This is a genomic window from Thermomonas haemolytica, assembly GCF_004346265.1.
Lineage (GTDB): Bacteria > Pseudomonadota > Gammaproteobacteria > Xanthomonadales > Xanthomonadaceae > Thermomonas > Thermomonas haemolytica.
The window spans coordinates 64,960-86,919 of the sequence record NZ_SMAP01000004.1; the positions used below are offsets into that span (position 1 = coordinate 64,960).

The 21,960-nt window shown below is 68.1% G+C and carries 22 protein-coding genes; 17 read left to right on the forward strand and 5 right to left on the reverse strand.

Translation table 11 applies throughout. From position 1 onward, the window contains the following. Positions 1-46: 46 nt before the first annotated feature. The 3 genes from purE (at position 47) to EDC34_RS06595 (ending at position 2,273) form a co-directional block, all read left to right on the forward strand. The gene (purE, locus tag EDC34_RS06585) at positions 47-553 is read left to right on the forward strand and encodes a 5-(carboxyamino)imidazole ribonucleotide mutase (RefSeq protein WP_114960323.1); all 507 of its coding nucleotides are present in this window, start codon (positions 47-49) and stop codon (positions 551-553) included. Further along, a complete protein-coding gene (locus tag EDC34_RS06590) occupies positions 550-1,689 on the forward strand; it encodes a 5-(carboxyamino)imidazole ribonucleotide synthase (RefSeq protein WP_114960257.1) in 1,140 nt (379 codons plus the stop codon). Before purE ends, EDC34_RS06590 begins: the two co-directional genes overlap by 4 nt. 83 nt (positions 1,690-1,772) lie before the next feature. Continuing rightward, complete coding sequence (locus EDC34_RS06595) at positions 1,773-2,273, forward strand: CcdC protein domain-containing protein (protein WP_425477471.1); 501 nt, start codon at positions 1,773-1,775, stop codon at positions 2,271-2,273. Between the two features lie 76 nt (positions 2,274-2,349). Here the strand turns inward: EDC34_RS06595 and sodB are convergent, their stop codons facing one another. After that, positions 2,350-2,928 carry a superoxide dismutase [Fe] gene (gene sodB / locus EDC34_RS06600; RefSeq protein WP_114960255.1) on the reverse strand — a complete coding sequence of 193 codons (579 nt, stop codon included), beginning with the start codon at positions 2,926-2,928 and terminating at the stop codon, positions 2,350-2,352. Between the two features lie 129 nt (positions 2,929-3,057). Between sodB and grxD the strand changes: the two genes are divergently transcribed. The 5 genes from grxD to ppnN all read left to right on the forward strand — a co-directional run bounded on the left by grxD (position 3,058) and on the right by ppnN (position 9,775). Continuing rightward, a complete protein-coding gene (gene grxD, locus EDC34_RS06605; RefSeq protein WP_114960254.1) occupies positions 3,058-3,381 on the forward strand; it encodes a Grx4 family monothiol glutaredoxin in 324 nt (107 codons plus the stop codon). Then, positions 3,378-4,106 carry an SDR family NAD(P)-dependent oxidoreductase gene (locus EDC34_RS06610; protein WP_114960322.1) on the forward strand — a complete coding sequence of 243 codons (729 nt, stop codon included), beginning with the start codon at positions 3,378-3,380 and terminating at the stop codon, positions 4,104-4,106. Before grxD ends, EDC34_RS06610 begins: the two co-directional genes overlap by 4 nt. Next, complete coding sequence (locus tag EDC34_RS06615; protein ID WP_114960253.1) at positions 4,103-4,696, forward strand: YhgN family NAAT transporter; 594 nt, start codon at positions 4,103-4,105, stop codon at positions 4,694-4,696. The genes EDC34_RS06610 and EDC34_RS06615 overlap by 4 nt, the downstream gene beginning before the upstream one ends. A gap of 223 nt (positions 4,697-4,919) precedes the next feature. Further along, on the forward strand, positions 4,920-8,264 hold the full coding sequence (locus EDC34_RS06620) for a TonB-dependent receptor (RefSeq protein ID WP_114960252.1): 3,345 nt from the start codon (positions 4,920-4,922) through the stop codon (positions 8,262-8,264). Between the two features lie 107 nt (positions 8,265-8,371). Further along, positions 8,372-9,775 (forward strand): nucleotide 5'-monophosphate nucleosidase PpnN, encoded by a 1,404-nt coding sequence (gene ppnN / locus EDC34_RS06625; RefSeq protein ID WP_114960251.1) that lies wholly within the window; start codon positions 8,372-8,374, stop codon positions 9,773-9,775. Positions 9,776-9,806: 31 nt separating this feature from the next. On the opposite strand, the gene EDC34_RS06630 is transcribed toward ppnN, so the two are convergent. Further along, on the reverse strand, positions 9,807-10,811 hold the full coding sequence (locus EDC34_RS06630; RefSeq protein WP_240311093.1) for a sensor histidine kinase: 1,005 nt from the start codon (positions 10,809-10,811) through the stop codon (positions 9,807-9,809). Positions 10,812-10,918: 107 nt separating this feature from the next. Here EDC34_RS06630 and EDC34_RS06635 point away from each other — a divergent pair, with 107 nt between their 5' ends. Beyond that, a complete protein-coding gene (locus EDC34_RS06635; protein ID WP_114960249.1) occupies positions 10,919-11,635 on the forward strand; it encodes a pseudouridine synthase in 717 nt (238 codons plus the stop codon). A 232-nt stretch (positions 11,636-11,867) separates the two neighbouring features. Further along, complete coding sequence (locus EDC34_RS06640) at positions 11,868-12,077, forward strand: cold-shock protein (RefSeq protein ID WP_114960248.1); 210 nt, start codon at positions 11,868-11,870, stop codon at positions 12,075-12,077. 161 nt (positions 12,078-12,238) lie between these two features. Here EDC34_RS06640 and EDC34_RS06645 read toward each other — a convergent pair whose 3' ends face one another. Further along, the gene (locus EDC34_RS06645) at positions 12,239-15,091 is read right to left on the reverse strand and encodes a TonB-dependent receptor plug domain-containing protein (RefSeq protein WP_205388063.1); all 2,853 of its coding nucleotides are present in this window, start codon (positions 15,089-15,091) and stop codon (positions 12,239-12,241) included. A gap of 230 nt (positions 15,092-15,321) precedes the next feature. On the opposite strand from EDC34_RS06645, the gene apbC reads away from it, so the two are divergent. Further along, positions 15,322-16,167 carry an iron-sulfur cluster carrier protein ApbC gene (gene apbC, locus EDC34_RS06650; protein WP_114960247.1) on the forward strand — a complete coding sequence of 282 codons (846 nt, stop codon included), beginning with the start codon at positions 15,322-15,324 and terminating at the stop codon, positions 16,165-16,167. A 72-nt stretch (positions 16,168-16,239) separates the two neighbouring features. Continuing rightward, positions 16,240-16,815, forward strand: a complete 576-nt coding sequence (gene dcd, locus EDC34_RS06655; protein ID WP_114960246.1) for a dCTP deaminase — start codon at positions 16,240-16,242, stop codon at positions 16,813-16,815. A 9-nt stretch (positions 16,816-16,824) separates the two neighbouring features. Here the strand turns inward: dcd and EDC34_RS06660 are convergent, their stop codons facing one another. Continuing rightward, positions 16,825-17,244: an HIT domain-containing protein gene (locus EDC34_RS06660; protein WP_114960245.1), complete on the reverse strand. Its 420-nt coding sequence runs from the start codon at positions 17,242-17,244 to the stop codon at positions 16,825-16,827. Then, positions 17,241-17,906, reverse strand: coding sequence for a dienelactone hydrolase family protein (locus EDC34_RS06665; protein ID WP_114960244.1), 666 nt, complete (start codon positions 17,904-17,906; stop codon positions 17,241-17,243). Before EDC34_RS06665 ends, EDC34_RS06660 begins: the two co-directional genes overlap by 4 nt. Before the next feature lie 114 nt (positions 17,907-18,020). Here EDC34_RS06665 and rimO point away from each other — a divergent pair, with 114 nt between their 5' ends. The 5 genes from rimO to EDC34_RS12230 all read left to right on the forward strand — a co-directional run bounded on the left by rimO (position 18,021) and on the right by EDC34_RS12230 (position 21,960). Continuing rightward, positions 18,021-19,385, forward strand: a complete 1,365-nt coding sequence (gene rimO / locus EDC34_RS06670) for a 30S ribosomal protein S12 methylthiotransferase RimO (protein WP_114960243.1) — start codon at positions 18,021-18,023, stop codon at positions 19,383-19,385. A 118-nt stretch (positions 19,386-19,503) separates the two neighbouring features. Beyond that, the gene (locus EDC34_RS06675) at positions 19,504-20,034 is read left to right on the forward strand and encodes a GspH/FimT family pseudopilin (RefSeq protein WP_114960242.1); all 531 of its coding nucleotides are present in this window, start codon (positions 19,504-19,506) and stop codon (positions 20,032-20,034) included. Between the two features lie 71 nt (positions 20,035-20,105). Beyond that, entirely contained in the window at positions 20,106-20,525 is a 420-nt protein-coding gene (gene pilV / locus EDC34_RS06680; RefSeq protein WP_205388062.1) for a type IV pilus modification protein PilV, read from the forward strand. Then, positions 20,522-21,400, forward strand: a complete 879-nt coding sequence (locus EDC34_RS06685; RefSeq protein ID WP_114960241.1) for a PilW family protein — start codon at positions 20,522-20,524, stop codon at positions 21,398-21,400. The genes pilV and EDC34_RS06685 overlap by 4 nt, the downstream gene beginning before the upstream one ends. 14 nt (positions 21,401-21,414) lie before the next feature. Then, the gene (locus EDC34_RS12230) at positions 21,415-21,960 is read left to right on the forward strand and encodes a pilus assembly PilX family protein (protein ID WP_162797698.1); all 546 of its coding nucleotides are present in this window, start codon (positions 21,415-21,417) and stop codon (positions 21,958-21,960) included.

Here is a 21,960-nt window from a genome sequence, read left to right on the forward strand (position 1 = left end):
GGCCGTTAGAATACGTCTTTACGCGCTCACGCGATCGGGAATGGTCATGCCTGCCGTCAACACCGCCGCCCCGCTGGTCGGCATCGTCATGGGCTCGCGCTCGGACTGGGACACCATGCAGCACGCCGCCGCGCGGCTGGAGGCGCTGGGCGTGCCGCACGAGGTGAAGGTGGTGTCCGCGCACCGCACGCCGGACGTGCTGTTTTCCTACGCCGAGGGCGCGGCCGCGCGTGGCCTGCGCGCGATCATCGCCGGCGCTGGCGGTGCCGCGCACCTGCCGGGCATGCTGGCGGCCAAGACCGCGCTGCCGGTGCTGGGCGTGCCGGTGCAGAGCAAGGCGCTGAACGGCATGGATTCGCTGCTGTCGATCGTGCAGATGCCGGCAGGCGTCCCGGTCGCCACCTTCGCCATCGGCAACGCCGGTGCCGCCAACGCGGGGCTGTTCGCGGCGGCGATGCTGGCCGTCGAGTTCCCCGCGATCGGCGCGGCGCTGGAGGCGTTCCGCGCCAAGCAGACCGAGGACGTCGTGAACAACGACGACCCGCGCGCATGACCACCGTCGGCATCCTCGGCGGTGGCCAGCTGGCGCGCATGATGGCCCTGGCCGGCGCGCCGCTGGGCCTGCGCTTCCTCGTCCTCGACACCGCCGGCGACGCCTGCGCCGGGCAGTTCGCGCCGATGGTGGTGGGCGATTACACCGACCGCGCCGCGCTGGAGGAGTTCGCCTCGCGGATCGACGTGGCGACCTTCGATTTCGAGAACGTGCCGGCGGAGTCGGCGCAATGGCTCACCGGCAAGGTGCCGGTGTTCCCGAACCCGCGCGCGCTCGCCACCGCGCAGGACCGGCTGGCCGAGAAGACCCTGTTCCGCGAGTTGGGCATCCCGGTGCCGCCGTTCGCGGACGTGCCCGACCGCGCCGCGCTGGACGCCGCGGTGGCCGTGCTCGGCACGCCCTGCATCCTCAAGACGCGCCGGCTGGGCTACGACGGCAAGGGCCAGTTCCGCATCAAGACCCCGGCCGACGTAGAGGCCGCCTGGGACGCGCTGGGCGCGCAGGCGGCGACGGTGGGGCTGATCCTCGAAGGCTTCGTCGCCTTCCAGCGCGAGCTATCGGTGGTGGCCGTGCGCGGCCGCGACGGCGAGTTCCGCGCCTGGCCGCTGACCGAGAACTGGCATGTCGATGGCGTGCTCTCGGCCAGCCTGGCCCCTGCGCCGGTGGACGACGCGCTGCGCGAGACCGCCTTGTCCCATGCACGCAAGCTGGCCGAGGCGCTGGACTACGTCGGCGTGTTCGCGCTCGAGCTGTTCTGCCGTGACGGCGAGCTGCTGGCCAACGAGATGGCGCCGCGCGTGCACAACTCCGGGCACTGGACCATCGAAGGCAGCGAGACCAGCCAGTTCCAGAACCACCTGCGCGCGGTGCTGGGCCTGCCGCTGGGCGACACCCGCATGCTCGGCCACGCCTGCATGCTCAACTGGATCGGCGCCATGCCCGACGCCGGCCCGGTGCTGCGCGAGGCGGGCGGGCATTGGCACGACTATGGCAAGCCGCCGCGCGCAGGGCGCAAGGTCGGCCACGCCACCGTGCGCGCCGAGCACCCGGCGGAGCTGGCGGCATCGCTGCGGCGTATCGGTGAGGCATTGGGCCGGCAGGCGCAGGTGGCGCCGGTGATCGCGCGCCTGGGCTGACGCCTCGAGGGTGTGATCGCGGGCAGCGCGTGGTCCGTGGCAGGATGGCGGCCATCGCCTTCCGGGAATGCCCCGCCATGCCGCTGCCGGCCACTCCGACCCCGTGGATTCCCTACCTGCTGCCGCTGCTGCTTGGGTGGGTGTATTACCGCCGCATCCGCCGCAGCTTCGGCCCGCAGCCGTGGCAGCCACGGCGCACGCTGTTGCGCCTGGTCATGCTGGTGCTGGTGGGGGCGATGCTGGGCGTGGCGGCCACGGTGGTGCCGCAGTCGGGCCCGGCGCTGGTCGGCGGGGCCGCGGCGGGATTGCTGCTGGGCTGGATCGGCGTGCGCCACACCCATGCGGAGTGGCGCGGCGGGGTGCGCACCTACATTCCGAACCCGTGGATCGGCGGCGTGCTGACGCTGGTGCTGCTGGGGCGCCTGGCCTGGCGCTACCTGCACGCCGGCGGACTGCAGGCCGCCGGCCAGCCCAGTGCCCTGACCCTGGGCCTGGCCGCGGCGCTGGTGGCCTACGGGCTGGCCTACAGCATCGGTCTGCTGCGCCGGATGGCCGCGCTGGGCGCGCATCCGCCGGCGGCGTGAGCGCGCGCGTCCGGCACGAATGCGAACGGCCGGGTTGCCCCGGCCGCCCGTATCGCGGACCGCGCGCAGCGGCGGCTTATTTCATCTGGGCGGCCACGAAGTCCCAGTTCACCAGGTTCCAGAACGCGTCCATGTACTTCGGGCGGGCGTTGCGGTAGTCGATGTAATAGGCGTGCTCCCACACGTCGCAGGTCAGCAGCGGGGTGTCCTCGCCGGTGAGCGGAGTGGCGGCGTTGGAGGTGCTGACCAGCGCCAGCGCGCCGTCCGGGCGCTGCACCAGCCAGGCCCAGCCGGAACCGAAGGTGCCGATGGCGGTCTTGGTGAAGGCCTCCTTGAACGCGGCGAAGCTGCCGAACGCGGCATTGATGGCCTCGCCCAGCTTGCCGCCGGGTTCGCCGCCGCCACCGGGCTTGAGGCAGTTCCAGTAGAAGGTGTGGTTCCACACCTGGGCGGCGTTGTTGAACATGCCGCCCTGCGACTTGCGCACGATGTCCTCCAGCGACATGCCGTCGAACTCGGTGCCGGCGATCATCCCGTTGAGGTTGGTGACATAGGTCTGGTGGTGCTTGCCGTAGTGGTAGTCGATGGTCTCGGCGGAGATGTGCGGCTCCAGAGCGGTGCGGTCGTAGGGCAGGGCGGGCAGTTCGATGGCCACGGCGGACTCCTGGGGTTGGATGGGGCGCGGCCACGGCCGCGCGAACGACTTACAATGGCGCATTGTATCCGCCGTGCCCGTTGCCGAGAGGTGAAACGGGCGGGCCGCACCGTTGCAGGAGTCAACCCCATGTCGTCCGTGGAAGAGCGCATCCGCGCCGAAATCGAAGGCCATCCCATCGTGCTGTTCATGAAGGGCACCCCGCAGTTCCCGATGTGCGGGTTCTCCAGCCGCGCCGTGCAGGCGCTGAAGGCGGCCGGCGCCACCGACCTACATGCGGTGAACGTGCTGGAGGAGCCGGAGATCCGCGCCAACCTGCCGCGCTACTCCGACTGGCCGACCTTCCCGCAGCTGTTCATCAACGGCGAGCTGATCGGCGGTTGCGACATCACCGTGGAACTGGCCGAATCCGGCGAGCTGGCGCGGCTGGTCGCCGACGCGCGAAAGGCCTGAGCGTGCCCGGCGCGCTGCACGGCCACATCGTCCTGGTGAGCGGCGCCGCCGGCGGGCTGGGGGCGGCCGCGGCCGTGGCCTGCGCCGAGGCCGGTGCGACCGTGGTCCTGCTGGGGCGCAAGCTCGCGCCGCTCAACCGCGTCTATGACGCGGTGAAGGCGGTCGGCCCCGAGCCGGTGCTGTACCCGCTGGACCTCGAGGGCGCGACCCCGGACGACCACGACCAGCTGGCGCAGGCCATCCAGGCCGAATTCGGCCGGCTCGACGGGCTGCTGCACTGCGCCGCCGAGTTCAAGGGGCTGACCCCGCTGCTGCATACCGATCCCGCTGATTTTGCACGCGCCATCCATGTCGATCTCACCGCACGCTGGTGGCTCACCCAGGCCTGCCTGCCGCTGCTGATGAAGGCCCCAGCGGGCGCGGCGGTATTCGTGCTGGACGATCCGGCGCGCACCAGCGGGGCCTTCTGGGGCGGCTACGGCCTGGCCCAGGCCGGCCAGGCGGCGCTGGTGGGCATGCTGCAGGCCGAGCTGGGCGAGACCGGCCCGCGCATCAGTGGCCTGCGCCCCGGGCCGATGCGCACCGGTCTGCGCGCGCGCGCCTACCAGGCAAATGCCGATCGCGAGGCGCGCCCGCCCGGTGAGTACGCCGCCGCCTGCGTGGAGCTGCTGTCTCCGGCGGGTGCGGCCTGGCGCGGCCGGGTGCGCGAGGTCAGTGCCGCATGACCGTCCTCTCCGCCGCCGTCCTGCTGTTCTTCATCCTCGACCCGCTGGGCAACATCCCGGTGCTGCTGAGCCTGTTCCGCAGCGTGCCGCCCGCACGCCAGCGCAAGGTCCTGCTGCGCGAGCTGCTGATCGCGCTGGCGGTGCTGATGCTGTTCCTGTGGGGCGGCCAGTACGCGCTGGAGCTGATGCACCTGCGCCAGGAGTCGGTTTCGATCGCCGGCGGCATCGTGCTGTTCCTGATCGGCCTGCGCATGATCTTCCCAACCGCGGACGGGGTGATGGGCGAGGTGCCGGGCGGGGAACCCTTCATCGTGCCGCTGGCGATCCCGATGATCGCCGGGCCGTCCGGAATGGCTGCGGTCATGCTGCTCGGCAGCCAGCAGCCGGACCGCATGGGTGACTGGATGCTGGCCCTGACCCTGGCCTGGCTGGCCACCGCGGTGATCCTGTTCTGCGCCACCTGGCTCAAGAAGCTGCTGGGCACCCGCGCCCTGACCGCGCTGGAGCGGCTGATGGGGATGGTGATCGTCGCGCTGTCGGTGCAGATGTTCCTGGACGGGATCGCCAGCTATCTGCGCGCCTCGGCCTGAGAGACGCGTCCGCCGGCCGGGGGAAATGACAGGGGCACGGGGCTGTCATGGCGGCGTCATAACCCGCCTCTAGCATGTTAAACTTTGGTGATCCCGTACGCCGTGGGATGGTGCGCGGGAACCCCACCAAAGATGGATCGGCGACCGCAGGGGGCGGGCGCGCCGGTGCCTGGATCGATTCGCCCGCTGTCTCTTTCTCTTACAACCGTTTAGAGGTCATACCATGAACCACCTGAACCGCGTCCGGCTGTCGAAGCTGTCGCTGGGCCTGATGGTCGCGCTCGCCGCGGCTCCCGTGTTCGCGCAGAGCACCTCCGCCGGTCTCGGCGGCCAGGTGACCGGCGCCAACGGCCAGCCCGTGGCCGGCGCCGAGGTCACCATCGTCCATGTGGAATCCGGCACGGTCAGCCGCACCACCACCGATGCCAGCGGCCGTTACAACGCGCGCGGCCTGCGCGTGGGCGGCCCGTACAAGATCACCATCAGCAAGCCGGGCGAGGGCACCAAGACCGAGGATGGTGTGTACCTGGAGCTGAACCAGGTCAGCACCGTGAACGCTTCCCTGGCGCCGGTGTCGAAGGACCTGGACAAGGTGGTCGTGGTGGGCGATGCGGGCAACTACCTGTTCGACCCCAACAACCGCGGCATGAGCACCTCGATCAGCGGTCGCCAGCTGGAAACCGCGGTCAGCGGCAACCGCTCGCTGGACGACATCGCGCGCCTGGATCCGCGCGTGACCGTGACCGACCAGAACGACGGTTCGATCTCGGTCAGCGGCCAGAACAACCGCTACAACAGCATCAGCGTGGACGGCCTGTCGGTGAACGACCCGTTCGGCCTGAACGCAAACGGCCTGGGCTTCACCGGTTCGCCGATCTCGCCGGACACCATCGCCGCCTATGACATCAAGATCACCGGCTTCGACGTCACCAACGATTCGGTCGGCGCCAGCATCAATGCGGTCACCAAGTCCGGCACCAACGATTTCCACGGCTCGCTGTACTACGCGCTGACCGATGCCAGCAGCATGGTCGGCCGTCGGGGCGGCCCGGCCTACAAGGGTTTCGACAAGAACGAGACCACCGGCTTCACCTTCGGCGGCCCGATCATCAAGGACAAGCTGTTCTTCTTCACCTCCTTTGAAGAGCAGAAGATCAGCGGCTTGGCCGGCGTGGGTACCGATGCCGTCACCAGCGGCAAGCTGACCGCGCAGCAGGTGGCCGACGTGGCCGCGGCGTTTGACGCTATCGGCCTCAAGGTCGGCAACTACGGCGATGTTGCGGCGGCGCTGGACAACAAGCGCACGCTGGCCAAGCTGGACTGGAACATCAACGACAACCACCGCGCCAGCTTCACCTTCCAGCGCACCGACGAGAAGCGTCCTACGCCGTACAGTTCCTACGTGCGGGATTACACGGCGATCCTGCCGAGCAACTGGTACACCGTCGCCAACAAGACCGACAACTATTCGGTGCAGCTGTTCAGCGACTGGACCGAGAACTTCAGCACCGAGCTGAAGATCGGCTACCAGCACTACCAGGCCAACAACGGTGCCGCGATCAACCAGCCCGAGGTCTATGCCTGCTTCACCGCCACCGCCAGCCAGTGCAGCAATTCGACCAACTCCAGCGCGACCAACGGCTCCGCGCCGCGCGTGATCGGTGGCGAGGACCGCTTCCGCCACGAGAACTCGATCGACAGCAAGCGCATCAGCGGTACCTTCTCCGGTACGTACTACGCCGGTGACCACGTGATCAAGGGCGGCGTGGACTTCCTCAGCAACAAGGTGGCCAATGTGTTCGGCCAGCTGCTGCACGGCTCCTACAGCTTCTACGACAAGAACAACAACGGCTCGGTGGTCGACGAGATCCTGGCCGGCAATTACTACTCGTTCGTCAAGAACTACCTGCCGACCGGGGTGACCCTGGCCGACAGCGCCGGTACCTGGAAGTACACCCAGATCAGCCCGTTCCTGCAGGATACCTGGCAGGTGACCGACAACCTGTCGGTGGTGTTCGGCGTGCGCGTCAATATCCCGAAGGCCGACCATGCGCCGCCGGTCGCGGTGGAGAGCAGCACCAACACCGCCCCGGGCGCCACCCCGGGCGCGCCGGTGTGGGAGAGCCGCTTCGGGTATCCCAGCAACACCACGCTCAGTTCCAAGAACAAGGTGATCGAGCCGCGCTTCGCGTTCAACTACACCTTCCCGACCGAGAACAAGATGCAGCTGCGCGGTGGCGCCGGCCTGTTCCAGACCGTGCCGCCCTACGTGTGGATGACCAACCCCTACACCAACAACGGCGTGGTCTCGTCCAAGCAGTACAGCAGCACCAACCCGAGCGCCGATCCGTTCAGCCCGGACCCGTACAACCAGCCGGGCCCGACCGCGGTGGCCTCCGGCGTGTGCGCGACCAATGCGGTCTGCCAGATCGACGTGGTGGATCCGAACTTCAAGCTGCCGACCGCCTGGAAGTTCAGCCTGGGCTGGGACGTCGAACTGCCCTGGCTGTGGGGCATCACCACCAGCATCGATTACCAGCACCTCCAGGCCAAGGACGCGATCGATTACAAGATCCCGAACGTGGGCACCCCGAAGGGCACCTTGCCGGATGGGCGTGATTCGTACTGGGTGACTTATCCGAACGCCAGCACCACGTCGATCGGCACCGGCACCAACAACGGCGCCTACGCCGAGATCAACACCCGTTCGACCCTGCTGACCAACACCAACAAGGGCCATACCGACTCGCTGACCCTGACCCTGTCCAAGGCGATGGCCAACGGGTTCCGCGGCAGCTTCAGCATCACCCAGACCCGCAGTACCGAGGTCATGCCGGGCACCGCCTCGCAGGCGTTCTCGAACTACAACTACGTGGCGCGCGTGAACCCGAACGATTCGGTGGAAGCCACCTCGCGCTTCGAAGTGCCGCTGTCGGTCAAGGCCTCGCTGAACTGGGACCATGCCTTCTTCGGCGACAACAAGACCACGATCTCGGTGTACTACAACGGGCGTAGCGGCCTGCCGTACAGCTGGGTGTTCGGCACCGACGTGAACGGCGATGGCATCAACAACGTCGACCTGGCCTACATCCCGACCCTGAACGACCCGCTGGTCGCTTACAAGCCGGGCACCACCCAGGCCCAGATCGATGCCTTCCAGGCCTTCATCAGCAGCGATCCGTACCTGAACTCCCGCCGCGGCCAGATCGCCGAGCGCAACAAGTCGCACCAGCCCTGGATCAACCAGCTCGACGTGGGCTTCCAGCAGGAGCTGCCCGGCTTCTTCAAGGGCAACAAGTTCGTGGTGCGCCTGGACATCTACAACTTCCTGAACCTGCTCAACAAGAACTGGGGCCAGCAGAACGGCCTGGGCTTCTTCGGTACGCGTCGCCTGGCCTATGTCACCGACGTCACCGGTACCTGCCCGACCAACTGCCAGTACGTGTACGACATCGGCACCCCGACCAGCCCGGCCTGGCAGAGCTTCGGTGTGTACGACACCTACTCGAACCCGGCGCGCGTGATCTCGCGCTGGCAGGCCCTGCTGACCATCAAGTACAAGTTCTGATCCTCCGATCAGGCCTGTGCCATACAGACGCCCGGGGCAACCCGGGCGTCTTTTTTTGTGCGCTTCGCCCCGCGTCCGATTAGCTGCAACTGCGCTAAAGTGGACGCATGAACGACAACAACGACTCGCCCAATCTCGCCGCTGCGGCGGCTTCCACGCTCCCCACCGTTTCCACCCATATCTATCCCCGCGGCGGGCTGGACGTGCTCTCGCGCGAGGAAGTCGCGCGCCTGCGCGATGCCTCTTCCGGCGGCCTGCACGACCTGTTGCGCCGCTGCGCGCTAGCGGTGCTGACCTCGGGCAGCGCCTCCGACGATCCGCGCGCCGCGCAGGAGCTCTATCCCGATTTCGACATCCAGGTGCGCCAGCAGGACCGCGGTGTGCGCATCGAGCTGAGCAACGCCCCGGCGATGGCGTTCGTGGACGGCCAGATCATCGCCGGCGTCGCCGAGCTGCTGTTCGCGGTGGTGCGCGACATCGCCTTCACCGCCATCGACCTCAATGGCGACTGCCAGCCGGAGGCCTCCGCCGACATCACCGACGCGGTGTTCCGCCTGCTGCGCAATGCGCGTGTCTTGCAGCCAGGGGATCCCAACCTGGTGGTGTGCTGGGGCGGGCATTCGATCGGGCAGGAGGAATACAAGTACACCAAGCAGGTGGGCTACGAGCTGGGCCTGCGCGGGCTGGACATCTGCACCGGCTGCGGCCCCGGCGCGATGAAGGGGCCGATGAAGGGCGCCACCATCGCGCATGCCAAACAGCGCCGCCGCCGCAGCCGTTACATCGGCATCACCGAGCCGGGCATCATCGCGGCCGAGTCGCCGAACCCGATCGTCAACCACCTGGTGATCATGCCGGACATCGAGAAGCGCCTGGAGGCGTTCGTCCGCATGGCGCACGGCATCATCGTGTTCCCCGGCGGCGTCGGCACCTGCGAGGAGATCCTGTACCTGCTGGGCATCCTGCTGCGCGAGGAGAACGCGCACCTGCGCTTCCCGCTGATCCTCACTGGCCCCACCGGCGCCGCGCCGTATTTCGAGCAGATCGACAAGTTCATCCGCCTGACCCTGGGCGATGCCGCGGCCTCGCTGTACGAGATCATCGTGGCCGATCCGGCGCAGGTGGCCAAGCGCATGGAGGCGGGCATCCGCAAGGTGAAGGAACAGCGCATCGCCCAGCAGGATTCGTTCTTCTTCAACTGGGGCCTGCACGTGCCGCTGGCGTTCCAGCAGCCGTTCTCCCCGACCCACGAGCTGATGGCCGGGCTGGACCTGCACCACGGGCGCAAGCCGCATGAGCTGGCGGCCGACCTGCGCCGCGCGTTCTCCGGGATCGTGGCCGGCAACGTGAAGGAGGACGGCATGCGCCGGATCGAGGCGCACGGCCCGTTCGAGATCCACGGCGACGCCGACATCATGCAGGCGCTGGACGCGCTGTTGCGCGCCTTCGTCCAGCAGCGGCGGATGAAGATCGCCGGCGACTACAAGCCCTGCTACAGGGTGGTGGCCTGACCCGCCCGTGCCGCCGTTCTGCGGCGCTGGCTCATAGCGGCAGGCTCATGCGCGCGACGTAGCGCCCGTGCTCGACCCCGGCCTCCACCCGGCCGCGGGCGGCGGTCATCGCCTGCACCCGCTCGCGCGCGGAGGCGAGCCCGACCGCATGCCCGCGCGGGCCGTCTGCGTCGTCGGGCAGGTCGTTGGCGATGCGGATTTCGATCCAGCCGCCTTCGACCCGCACCTGCGCGTCCACCCGGCCGCCCTGCGGCAGGCGCTCGATGCCGTGGCGGATCGCATTCTCGGCCAGTGGCTGGATCGACAGCGACGGCACCTCCACCGCCGGTAGCTGCTCGGGCACCTGCCAGTCCAGCTGCAGACGCGGCCCGAAGCGCAGGGCCTCGATGTCCAGGTAGCGCCGGGTCAGCGCCAGCTCCTCCGCCAGTGGGATCTGCTGCGGTCCGCGCAGCGCGCTGCGGAACAGGTCGGCCAGGTCCAGCAGCACGCGTTCGGCCGCATCCGGCTGCGCATGCACCAGCGCTGCGCCGGTATTGAGCGTATTGAACAGGAAATGCGGGCGGATGCGCGCCTGCAGGGCCTCCAGTTCCAGCTGTTTCGCGCGGACCGCCCACTGCCGCGAGCGCCAGTAGTTCTGGTAGGCCAGCAGCCCGATCAGGCCCACCACCAGCGCCAGTCCCAGCATGCGCAGGAGGAAGCCGGTGCGCGTGCCTTCGGCGTTGGCGGTCATCACCAGCACGCTCCAGGCCGCCGCGGCCACCAGCAGGCTCATCAGCAGGAACAGGGCCAGGCAGGCCCATGCCAGCCGCAGCGGCGGCAGGCGCCCGAGCGGTCGCCGCAGCAGGAACAGCGCGCACAGGGTGCCCAGGGCCACCCACTGGATGCCGAGCGAGGCCAGCCCGAAGTGCACCAGGCGCTCGCCACCGTGGGTGGGCGCGAGCGCAAGGATGGCGGCCAGGGCTTCGCCGCCCAGCACCACGCCCATCAGGGCGGGCGGGCGCCAGAGTGCGGCCAGCGGGTCGGCGGAGGTGCTCACGGTGGTGATGGCGGCGACTCCCGCACGGGGGTGTGGCGAGGGTAGCGGCGATGGCCGGGACGCGGAAGGGGCGGGCGCGCCACCCGCTGCCGGTAGAATGCCGCCCCATGCGCCTGAACCGTCATATCGCCGACACCGGCTTCTGCTCCCGCCGCGAGGCCGACCGCCTGATCGCGGAAGGCCGCGTCACCGTCAATGGCCTGCGCGCCCGCATCGGCGCGGAGCTGGGCGAGGGCGACGAGGTGCGCATCGACGGCAACCCGCTGGCCGCGCGCACCGCGGCCCAGGGCCGGCGCCGGCACGTCTACATCGCCCTGAACAAGCCGGTGGGCATCACCTGTACCACCGAGACCGACGTGAAGGGCAATATCGTCGATTTCGTCGGCCACGAGCAGCGCATCTTCCCGATCGGGCGGCTGGACAAGGACTCGGAAGGACTGATCCTGCTGACCAGCAACGGCGACATCGTCAACCGCATCCTGCGCGCCGAGAACAAGCTGGAGAAGGAATACCTGGTGGCGGTGAACCACCCGGTGACCGATGCATTCCTGCGCGGGATGGCGCGCGGCGGGGTACCGGTGCACGGGGTGCCCACGCTGCCCTGCAAGACCGGCAAGCTGGGGCGGTTCGGTTTCCGGATCGTGCTGGTGCAGGGCCTGAACCGCCAGATCCGGCTGATGGCGGCGCATTTCGGTTACCGCGTGAAGCAGCTGCACCGGGCCCGGATCGGCAACGTCAAGCTGGGCCATCTCAAGCCGGGGCAGTGGCGCAACCTGACCGACGCCGAGCTGCGCGGCCTGCTGCCGGGGCATACCGCCTGGTGACGGTCGGGCATCCAGGCGCCAGGGTGCGAAAAAAACTTGCCCGGACCGCACATTTGTCGTCAAAAACAGGTTAATGTGCGCTCACTGTTCCAAGCGGGATCACGGTACATCGTGACCCGATGCGGTAGATCCATCGCGATCCGCTACATCGTGTGCGTTGCCCCTTGCTCGACAGTCGCGGCCGGCTCGCCTGCCGTGTTTCCATTTCAAACTGTTATCCAGGAGTAGCAACATGTCGGATCGTCAGACCGGTACCGTCAAGTGGTTCAACGACGCCAAGGGCTTCGGCTTCATCACCCCGGAATCCGGCCCGGACGTCTTCGTCCACTTCCGCTCGATCATGGGCACCGGCTTCAAGTCCCTGCAGGAAGGCCAGAAGGTCTCCTTCAAGGTCGTGCAGGGCCAGAAGGGCCTGCAGGCCGACGAAGTGCAGGCGCTGTAAGCCGCCCGCGCATCGCGCAGAAAAGCCCGGCGCAAGCCGGGCTTTTTCTTTGGGACTCCCCGCATGGCCCACGGAACTGGTCAGGTCGGGCCGGGGATCGGCCAAAAGAAACCCCGCCATATGGCGGGGTTTCTCGTTCATCGCACCGGGACCGGCTGCGATTACTTGGACTTGCCGAAGCTCCACTTGGCTTCCAGGTAGTACGCACGGCCCAGCACGTCGAAGTTGCTGCTGTTGTACGGCGCGCCGCTGTTGCCCGGATAGGAGCGCACGTCCATGGTCGGCATCCGGTTGGCCAGGTTGTTGACCAGCAGCGACAGCTTCAGGTCTTGGGTGACCTCGAAGTTGACGCTGGCGTTGAGGGTCGTGTACGAGCCGAGGCGGCCGGCACCGGCGTACCCGTAGCCAGCCGGCGTCAGGGTGGCGCGGTAGTTCGGGGTCGGGCCGAGGTAGTTGGCATACACCGTGGTGGTCCAGCGGCCGAGGTTCCAGCCCGCCGAGGCGCTGGCCTTGTACTTCGGATCGGTGCTCCAGTACGGGTCGTTCAGCAGATCGATGGTCGGATCACCCGGATACTGCTGGAACTCGTGCTTGAGGTTGCGGGTCCAGTTGCCGGACAGGTTCAGCTCGCCCCAGGCGCCCAGCCCCTGGCGGTAGTTGACGCCCAGCGCCACGGCATTCAGCGACTCGCTGGCGATGTTGACCTTCTTCACGTCGATCGACTGCACGGTGCCGGCGGCGCCGCGGTGGATCTGGCTCAGCGCGGCCTGGCAGGTGCCGGAGTTGATGTCCAGCGTGCCCAGGCGGCAGTTGGCCTCGTCGCGCATCAGCTGGTCGACGTTCTGCAGCGCCACCTCGTCCTTGATGTTCCAGTGGTAGTAGTCGGCGCTGACCGAGAACTTGGCGGTCGGCGCCCACACCACGCCGTAGCTCCACACCGTGGCATTGATCGGCTTCAGGTCCGGGTTGCCGGACTGCTGGCCGAAGTAGTTCAGGTTGGAGTAGCGGGCCGGGCACTGGTCCACGTTGCCGGCGTCGTAGCCGAGCAGGGCGCAGTTGTAGTAGTCGGTGGTGAAGCTGTAGAAGCCGCTCACGCCCTGGAACTGGTCGGCCAGGGTCGGTGCCTTGAACGCGGTGCCGTACTTGCCGCGCAGCAGCAGCGATTCGAACGGACGGTATTCCAGGCCGAGGCTGTAGGTGGGCTTGTCGATGGTGCGGCCGGCGGCGCGGAAGGCGTCGTAGCGGGCCGAGGTTGCGATGGTGAGCTTGTCCCACACCGGCAGGCGCAGCTCGCCGGTCACCGCGTAGCGCGAACGGCTGCCGCTGCCGCTGACCGCGGTGGTGCCCCAGATCTTGCCGTCCAGCAGCAGCGGGTCGGGATTGTAGGACCAGCCTTCGGTGCCGGCTTCTACCGCGATCGCCACGCCGGCGTCGCCGCCCGGCAGCGAGAACAGTGCGCCGTTGGTGAACTGCGCGCGCAGCAGGTTGTCGTAGGTGCTGCTGCGCGAGACGGTCTTGCCCATGAAGCTGTAGAAGTCCGACGGCGACATCAGGGTGTAGAACGCCGCGTAGTCCGGGGTGAACACCGGATAGGCGTCGTAGTACGGGTCCAGGCCCAGCTGCGGGCCCAGCACGTGCTGCTGGAAGTAGTCGTTGATCGGGTCGGCCAGACGGGCCAGGCTGATCTCGTCGAGCTTGTAGTGGGTACGGCTGATACTGATGTCGTAATCCCAGTTGGAATTGCCGCCGACGGTGCCGTTCACGCCCACCGTCACCGCGTAGGACGTGCTCTTGTTCTCGTCCATGGTGTTCTTCCAGCCGCCCATGTCCTCGGGCGTGAACGCGCGCTGCAGGTTCAGGAAGTCATCCAGGTTCGGGTCGTAGTAGTAGCCCCACTTCACGCTGGTGCCCCACCAGACGTAGTTCGAACCGATGTGGTACTTCACCTTTTCCTGGTTCAGCAGGACGTCGGCATACAGCTGCGCATCGCTGTTCAGGTCGAAGGTGGAGTGCACGTACAGCTGCGCGCTTTCCTTCTCGTTCTTCAGGGTGCGGTAGCCGGGGGTGTAGAACGAGCCGCAATAGTGGGTGTCGCCAAAGCCCGGGCGGGTCTGCAGATCCTCGGTGCCGCCGAAACCGGCCTTCACGTTGGCGCAGTTGTTCGGGTCCATGAAGTTGTAGCTGGTGAACGGGCTGTACACCAGCCAGTCGCGGCTGGCCAGCGGCGCCGCGCCGTTGTAGGCGTTCTGGTTGAACTGCTTGGTCAGGTCGCGCTGGTAGGCCCACACCGGGTCCACCTTCTCGGCCTGCACGCCCAGCAGGGTGTTCCAGCGGCCATCCTTGCTGGTGAAGCTGTCGGCGTAGCTCAGGCGCCCGCTGCGGCCGCCGCCTTCGTCATAGCCACCGATGCGGCCGCTGAGCACGGCGCCGTCGATGTTCTTCTTCAGGATGATGTTGACCACGCCGGCGATGGCGTCGGAGCCGTACAGCGAGGACTGGCCGCCGGGCAGGATCTCGATGCGGTCCACCAGGTCCACCGGGATACCGCTGATGTTGTTGAACACGTCGGTGCCGTTGTACAGCGCCGGGTAGTTGGCCATCGGGCGGCCGTCGATCAGGTACTTGACGTAGCTCGGCGACAGGCCGAACAGGCTGAGGGTCTCGGCGCCCTGGGTGAACGAGGCCGAGCTCTGGTTGTTCTGCACGCCGCCGGTGGCGAACGAGCTCTTCTGCAGCACTTCGGCCACGTTGTTGAAGCCGCGGGCCTGGATGTCCTCGGCCGAGATGATGGTGACCGGGACGAAGGTCTCGACCTGGGTCTGCGGAATCAGCGAGCCGGTGACCACGATCTTGTCCAGATCCTTGGCCTTGCCTTCGGCCTTGGCGGCGGGCTGCTGGTCCTGGGGGGGCTGCGCGTTCTGGTCCTGGGCCATGGCGGCGGCAGGCAGCAGCAGGGCGGCCAGCGCGAGTGCCAGCGGGCGACGAAGGGGGGTGGAGCGGCGATGAACTGCCATGTTGGGAGTCCTTTTGTTTTTCTAGGGGAGAGAAAATGCGCCCGGAATCAATCGGTTGGGCGCGGCCCGATGGTATCGGGGCCGTGCACCATACACTGGTTTAACGGATTTTTCCCATGACCATAGGCACGGACGCCTGTTCTGGAATGTCAGGGATGTGCGGCATCGGGCGGGGCCGCGGGATCGCCAGCGCGTAAGATTTACCCGTTTCCTGCAGAGTCTTCTCGCCCATGTCCCGCCTTCCCCCCCATGCCGTCCAGGGCGAGCTCAAGCCACTCGCCAACGTCCGCAACATCATCGCCGTGGGGTCCGGCAAGGGCGGGGTGGGCAAGTCCACGGTGACGGTGAACCTGGCGCTGGCGCTGGCGGCGGAAGGCCTGCGGGTGGGGGTGCTGGATGCCGATATCTACGGGCCCAGTATCCCCATGATGCTGGGCCTGTCCGGCCGCCCTGACAGCCCCGACGGCAAGACCATCCTGCCGCTGCGCGCGCATGGGGTGGAGGCGATGTCGATCGGGCTGCTGGTGGACCAGGACGCGGCCATGATCTGGCGCGGGCCGATGGTCACCCAGGCCTTGACGCAGATGCTGAACGAGACCCGCTGGGACGACCTCGACGTGCTGCTGCTGGACCTGCCGCCGGGCACCGGCGACATCCAGCTCACCCTGGCGCAGAAGGTGCCGGTGGCCGGCGCGGTGATCGTCACTACCCCGCAGGACGTGGCGACCCTGGACGCCAAGCGCGCGCTGACGATGTTCCGCAAGGTGGGGATCGCGGTGCTCGGGCTGGTGGAGAACATGGCGATCCACGTTTGCGCGCAGTGCGGACACGCCGAGCACGTGTTCGGCGCGGGCGGGGGCGAGCGCATGGCGGCGCAGTACGAGGTGCCGCTGCTGGGCGCGCTGCCGCTGCAGGCGGCGATCCGTGAACAGGGTGATGCCGGGGTGCCGATCGTCGCCGCGCAGCCACAGTCGCCGGCGGCGCAGGCCTACCGTGAGGCCGCGCGCGCACTGCTGGCGCAGCTGGAACAGCGTCCAGCCTTGCGCAGCGGGATTCTTGCTTCGCTGCTGGAGTAGGGGCTGCGTCTGCCAGCGTCGGTTCGGATTGGCTTACACTCGCCGGCCATCCCCGGTATCTGAATCCCGCCCATGAGCATCAAGAGCGACCGCTGGATCCGGCGCATGGCCGAGCAGCACGGCATGATCGAGCCGTTCGCCCCCGGCCAGGTCAAGACCGCCGCCGACGGCCACCGCATCGTCAGCTACGGCACCTCCAGCTACGGCTACGACGTACGCTGCGCGCGCGAGTTCAAGGTGTTCACCAATATCAACTCGACCATCGTCGATCCCAAGCACTTCGACCCGAAGAGCTTCGTGGACGTGGTGGACGATGTCTGCATCATCCCGCCCAACTCGTTCGCGCTGGCGCGCACCGTGGAGTACTTCCGCATTCCGCGCGACACCCTGGTGGTGTGCCTGGGCAAGAGCACCTACGCCCGCTGCGGCATCATCGTCAACGTGACCCCGCTGGAACCGGAGTGGGAGGGGCACGTCACCCTCGAGTTCAGCAACACCACGCCGCTGCCGGCGCGGATCTACGCGGGCGAAGGCGTGGCGCAGATGCTGTTCTTCCAGTCGGATGCCGACGACGTGTGCGAAACCAGCTACAGGGACCGCGGCGGCAAGTACCAGGGCCAGACCGGCGTGACCCTGCCGCGCACCTGAGCAAGCCCCTTACTTGCTGCCAGCACCCAGCGCCGCGCGCAGGGTATTGACCCGCTGCACCAGCTCCTCCGGTGCATAGGGGCGGGCATGCGCCGCGCCCCAGACCGGGCGCGGCCAGGCGATGTCGTCGCGGAAGCGCGCGATCACATGCACGTGCAGCTGCGGCACCTGGTTGCCCAGTGCCGCCACGTTCAGCTTGTCCGGCTTGAACAGCGCCTTCAGCGCGCGCGCGGCGAGGTCGATTTCCGCGCTGAGCTGGGTGCGCTGCGCCGGGTCGAGGTCGATGATCTCCACCGCATCGGGCACCCGCGGGACCAGCACCAGCCACGGATGGTTGGCATCGTCCATCAGCCGCACTTCGCACAGCGGAAGTTCGATCACCGGGGCGGTATCGTCGGCCAGGCGAGGATCGAGATGCCAGATGTTCATCGCAGGTGCTCCGTGAAGAACGAAAGCGTGCGCCGCCACGCCAGCGCGGAGGCCTCGGGGTGATAGGGCGGTTCGGGCGCGCGGTGGAAAGCGTGGTCGGCACCGGCATACACGAACACCTGCGCCTGCGGCTGCTTGCGCCGGTGGGCCTCGATCGCCTCGGGCGGGATGTGCGCGTCCAGCGCGCCGAAATGGAACAGCAGCGGCGCCCGCGCCGGTTCGTCCAGGTACTGCACGTTGCGCGCGCCGTAATAGCTCACCGCCGGCAGCCCCAGCCGGGTGGCGGCCAGCAGGGCCACGCTGCCGCCCCAGCAGAAGCCGACCACGCCCACGCGTAATCCTTCCGCCTGCAACGCCTCGGCGGCCGCCGCGGTGATCGCCACGGCCGATTCCATCCCCAATTGCGCCACCAGCTCACGGCCGCGGGCGGTGCCCTCGGCGTCGTAGGGCAGCACGGTGCGGGGTTCGAAGCGGTCGAAGAACGCCGGGGCCAGCGCCACGAACCCGGCCTCGGCCAACTGGGCGCAGACCGCGCGGATGTGGTCGGTGATGCCGAAGATTTCCTGCACCACCACTATCGCGCCGCGCGGGGTGCCCTGCGGATCTTCGCGCCAGGCCTGGAGTGGGCCGGAGGACGTGGGAAGCGCTTGCCAGTGACCCATCGCGGGCTTCTCCTGCGGGCGTGTATGGCGGATGACGCGATGCGCCGCCCGCTGCGGCCACGGCGGCGTCGCGGCGGGTGCGTATAATTTCGCACCTTTTCGCGGCGCCAGCGCATGTCCCTGCAACAACCAAAAGTCGGCTTCGTCAGCCTCGGCTGCCCCAAGGCGCTGGTGGATTCCGAACGCATCCTCACCCAGTTGCGGGTGGAGGGCTATGAGCTGGTGCAGACCTACGACGACGCCGACGTGGTGGTGGTCAACACCTGCGGCTTCATCGATAGCGCGGTGGCCGAGTCGCTGGACGCCATCGGCGAGGCCATGGCCGAGAACGGCAAGGTCATCGTCACCGGCTGCCTGGGCAAGCGCGCGGACGTGATCCGGCAGGCGCATCCCGGCGTGCTGTCGATCAGCGGCCCGCAGGACTACGCCAGCGTGATGGAGGCCGTGCACGCGGCGCTGCCGCCAAAGCATGACCCGTTCACCGACCTGCTGCCGGCTCCCCGTCGCCTGGGCGACGGGGAAATCGAGGGCGTCGGGCTGAAGCTCACGCCGAAGCACTACGCGTACCTGAAGATTTCCGAAGGCTGCAACCACCGCTGCAGCTTCTGCATCATCCCGTCCATGCGCGGCGACCTGGTCTCGCGCCCGGTGGACGAGGTGCTGCGCGAGGCCGAGAAGCTGGTGCGCGGCGGCGTCAAGGAGCTGCTGGTGGTCTCGCAGGACACCAGCGCCTACGGCGTGGACCTGAAGTACGCCCCGCGACCGTGGCGCGACGGCCTGTACGAGACGCGGATGCGGGCGCTGTGCGAAGGCCTGTCCGAACTCGGTGTGTGGACGCGGTTGCACTACGTCTATCCGTACCCGCACGTGGACGAGGTGATCCCGCTGATGGCGGATGGCAAGCTGCTGCCGTACCTGGACATCCCGTTCCAGCACGCCAGCCCGCGCATCCTCAAGCTGATGAAGCGCCCGGGCGCGGTGGACAAGACCCTGGAGCGCATACAGCGCTGGCGTGCGATCTGCCCGGAGTTGACCCTGCGCAGCACCTTCATCGTCGGCTTTCCCGGCGAGACCGAGCAGGAGTTCGAGGAGCTGCTGGACTTCCTCGACGAGGCGCAGCTGGACCGCGTGGGCGCGTTCGCCTACTCGCCGGTGGAGGGCGCCGCGGCCAACGCGCTGCCGGGCCCGGTGCCGGAGGGCGTGAAGCAGGAGCGCCTGGCCCGCTTCATGGAGCGGCAGGCGGCGATTTCCGAAGCGCGCCTGGCGGCCAAGGTGGGCACCGTGCAGCAGGTGCTGGTGGACGCTATCGACGGCGAGCTGGCCATCGCCCGCTCGATGGCGGATGCGCCGGAAATCGACGGCCTGGTGCAGGTGCAGGACGGCCGCGAGGCCGGCCTGAAGCCCGGCGAATTCGCCATGGTGCGGATCATGGGCAGCGACGAGCACGACCTGTACGGCGAGGTCGAGTACAACGCCTGATGCCCCGCGGGCGGCCCGGCTGCCGCCCGTCCCCGCCTTCGGGCCGCCCGTCGGCCACCGGCTGGATTCCGGATTCCACCCCCGTTAAGGTTGCGATGCCGCAATCCGAGGGTGCCCCGTGCCACGCCATCCACGCCCGCTTGCCCCCGCCGCCGTCCGCGGCTTCACCCTGGTGGAGCTGATGGTGACGGTGTCGGTGATCGCCATCCTCGCCGCCGTCGCGGTGCCGGGGATGACCGCCCTGATCAACAACAGCCGGCTCAATGGCCAGTCCGAGGAAATGCTGTCCTCGCTGCAGCTGGCCCGCGCCGAGTCCATCCGCCGCAACGCGCGGGTGACGGTCTGCCCCAGCACCGACGGCTCCACCTGCACGTCCAGCACCTCCTGGAGCCAGTGGATCGTGCGCGGGCGCGACAACACCACCGGCACCGATGACGTGATCCGCAGCAATGCGGCCGCCGGCGGCGTGCAGATCAGCGGGCCGGCCGCGGGCATCGTGTTCAAGCCCTCGGGCCTGATCGATGCCCAGCAGGTGGTGACGGTGTGCATGCCCACCACCAACCCAAGCCAGAACCAGCGCGCGCTGACGGTGATGATCAGCGGCGTGGTGTCTTCTTCCAAGGTCAACGGTGGCGGAACATGTCCGTGAACGTGAAGCGCAGTGCAGCAATCCGTAGTCGGCAAAGCGTGCCCCGGCTGGGGCGGTCGCGCATGCAGGGCATGGGCATGATCGAAGTGCTGGTCTCGGTGCTGGTGCTGGCGGTCGGGCTGCTGGGCATCGCCGCCATGCAGTCGCTGGCCCTGCGCGGTGGCCAAAGCTCGCTGGAGACCAGCCAGGCGATCATGCAGGCCAATTCCATCATCGAGGCGATGCGGGCCAATCCCACCGCCAACTACAACATCGGCAAGACCTGCAGCGCAGGTGCCATCACCGGCACCGATGCCCGCGCCCAGGATCTGATCGCCTGGGTCAGTGCCATGAAGAACACCATTGGTAGCGGTGCCACCGATACCACCACCTGCGGCGAGATCGTCGGCTGCCCGGGCGCCTGCCTGGTGCGGGTGTACTGGGACGATTCGCGCGCCGGCAACGACCAGAACGGCGCCGCGCGCATGGTGGAGACGGGGGCCCGCATATGAGCAAGCGCAAGACCAGCACCGCGACCCGGGGCAGGGCCCGGGGCCAGGGTGGTTTCGGCCTGATCGAGCTGATGATCGCGATGGTCCTCGGCCTGCTGGTGATGGGCGCGGCCTTCGCCGTGTTCCAGTCCAACCAGCGTAGCTTCCAGGCCAACGAGGGGCTGAACCGCATCCAGGAAAGCGCGCGCGTGGCCTATGAGTTGATCTCGCGCGACATCCGCGCCGCCGGCGGCACCGCCTGCTCCAACCTGGCGCGGCCGGATGCGGAGCACACGCTCAATGCCGATGAAACCCAGCTGCTCACCGCGCCGGTGAGCGACAACGGCGCGACGGCCGGCACCGAGCTGGTGGCGGCTTCCGGCGACGACACCGCCTACCGCATCACCGCTGCGACCACCAGCAGCATCACCCTGGATTCCAGCCAGATCGCGGATGCCAACGACGCGTTCAAGGCCGGCGACAAGCTCATCCTCTGCAACGCCAACCAGTTCTACGTGGTGACGGCCTCGGGGGTCACCACCAATACCGTGAGCTTCTCCCCGGCCACGCCGGTGGCGATGAACGTCGATCCGATGGCGCCGCCGTCCACGGTGATGATCGCGCGCTATCGCAACGTGCGCTGGTACCGCAATGGCAATGGCCTGTATGTCTCGCGCAATGGCGCGGCGGGCCAGCAGGTGGCCGACGGTGTCACCGCGCTCAGCTTCGCCTACCGCCAGAACGGCTCCAACACCTATACCGCCACGCCCACCAGCTGGCCGGATGTGGTGGCGGTGCGGGTCAACATGACCCTGACCGGCACCAACCAGGTGGACAACAAGACGGTGACGCGCAACGTGTCCAATGTCATCAGCCTGAGGAGCCGTACCCTGTGAACAGGCCTGTCTTGATGCTCGTTTCCCGTGATCATGGCGCCGGTTCGGCGCGCCGCCAGCAGGGCATCTCGCTGGTGATCGTGCTGATCCTACTGATCGTGATGTCGGTGCTGGGCGTGGCGGTGCTGCGCAGCTCGGCGATGCAGGAGCGCATGAGCGCCAACCTGCGCGATCGCAACCTGGCCTTCCAGGCCGCGGAAACCGCGCTGCGGGTCGCCCAGCAGGATGTACTGGGCAATGCAGCCATTTCGGACCTGCAGTACGGGATGACCCTGGCCGAGATGCGCGCGGCCGGCAAGCCGGTGTTCTGCTCCGCCAATGGCATTTGCGATGCCACCACGGGTGAAACGCCGGTGGCCAAGACCGCCCCGGACGGGCGCTCCACCTACACCATCGAATACCTCGGCACCGGCAAGGGCTCCACCTTGCAGGGCGTGTGCGAGACCACCGCCGCCATCTCCAACTACCAGTGTCAGCGCCCGATGTTCCGCATCACCGCCCGCGGCCGTACCGCGGGCTCGGCGGAAGTGGTGCTGCAAGCCAATGTCGTCAGCCGCTGA

What these genes read in the sequence shown, in the direction of transcription:
- pilV (WP_205388062.1), top strand. Translation starts at nt 20,106, where the DNA reads ATGGGCATGATCGAAGTGCTGGTCTCGGTGCTGGTGCTGGCGGTCGGG.
- EDC34_RS06640 (WP_114960248.1), top strand. Translation starts at nt 11,868, where the DNA reads ATGTCGGATCGTCAGACCGGTACCGTCAAGTGGTTCAACGACGCCAAG.
- EDC34_RS06685 (WP_114960241.1), top strand. Translation starts at nt 20,522, where the DNA reads ATGAGCAAGCGCAAGACCAGCACCGCGACCCGGGGCAGGGCCCGGGGC.
- EDC34_RS06635 (WP_114960249.1), top strand. Translation starts at nt 10,919, where the DNA reads ATGCGCCTGAACCGTCATATCGCCGACACCGGCTTCTGCTCCCGCCGC.
- ppnN (WP_114960251.1), top strand. Translation starts at nt 8,372, where the DNA reads ATGAACGACAACAACGACTCGCCCAATCTCGCCGCTGCGGCGGCTTCC.
- EDC34_RS12230 (WP_162797698.1), top strand. Translation starts at nt 21,415, where the DNA reads ATGCTCGTTTCCCGTGATCATGGCGCCGGTTCGGCGCGCCGCCAGCAG.
- EDC34_RS06660 (WP_114960245.1), bottom strand. Translation starts at nt 17,244, where the DNA reads ATGAACATCTGGCATCTCGATCCTCGCCTGGCCGACGATACCGCCCCG.
- EDC34_RS06620 (WP_114960252.1), top strand. Translation starts at nt 4,920, where the DNA reads ATGAACCACCTGAACCGCGTCCGGCTGTCGAAGCTGTCGCTGGGCCTG.
- EDC34_RS06615 (WP_114960253.1), top strand. Translation starts at nt 4,103, where the DNA reads ATGACCGTCCTCTCCGCCGCCGTCCTGCTGTTCTTCATCCTCGACCCG.
- EDC34_RS06590 (WP_114960257.1), top strand. Translation starts at nt 550, where the DNA reads ATGACCACCGTCGGCATCCTCGGCGGTGGCCAGCTGGCGCGCATGATG.
- dcd (WP_114960246.1), top strand. Translation starts at nt 16,240, where the DNA reads ATGAGCATCAAGAGCGACCGCTGGATCCGGCGCATGGCCGAGCAGCAC.
- apbC (WP_114960247.1), top strand. Translation starts at nt 15,322, where the DNA reads ATGTCCCGCCTTCCCCCCCATGCCGTCCAGGGCGAGCTCAAGCCACTC.
- EDC34_RS06645 (WP_205388063.1), bottom strand. Translation starts at nt 15,091, where the DNA reads ATGGCAGTTCATCGCCGCTCCACCCCCCTTCGTCGCCCGCTGGCACTC.
- purE (WP_114960323.1), top strand. Translation starts at nt 47, where the DNA reads ATGCCTGCCGTCAACACCGCCGCCCCGCTGGTCGGCATCGTCATGGGC.
- grxD (WP_114960254.1), top strand. Translation starts at nt 3,058, where the DNA reads ATGTCGTCCGTGGAAGAGCGCATCCGCGCCGAAATCGAAGGCCATCCC.
- rimO (WP_114960243.1), top strand. Translation starts at nt 18,021, where the DNA reads ATGTCCCTGCAACAACCAAAAGTCGGCTTCGTCAGCCTCGGCTGCCCC.
- EDC34_RS06665 (WP_114960244.1), bottom strand. Translation starts at nt 17,906, where the DNA reads ATGGGTCACTGGCAAGCGCTTCCCACGTCCTCCGGCCCACTCCAGGCC.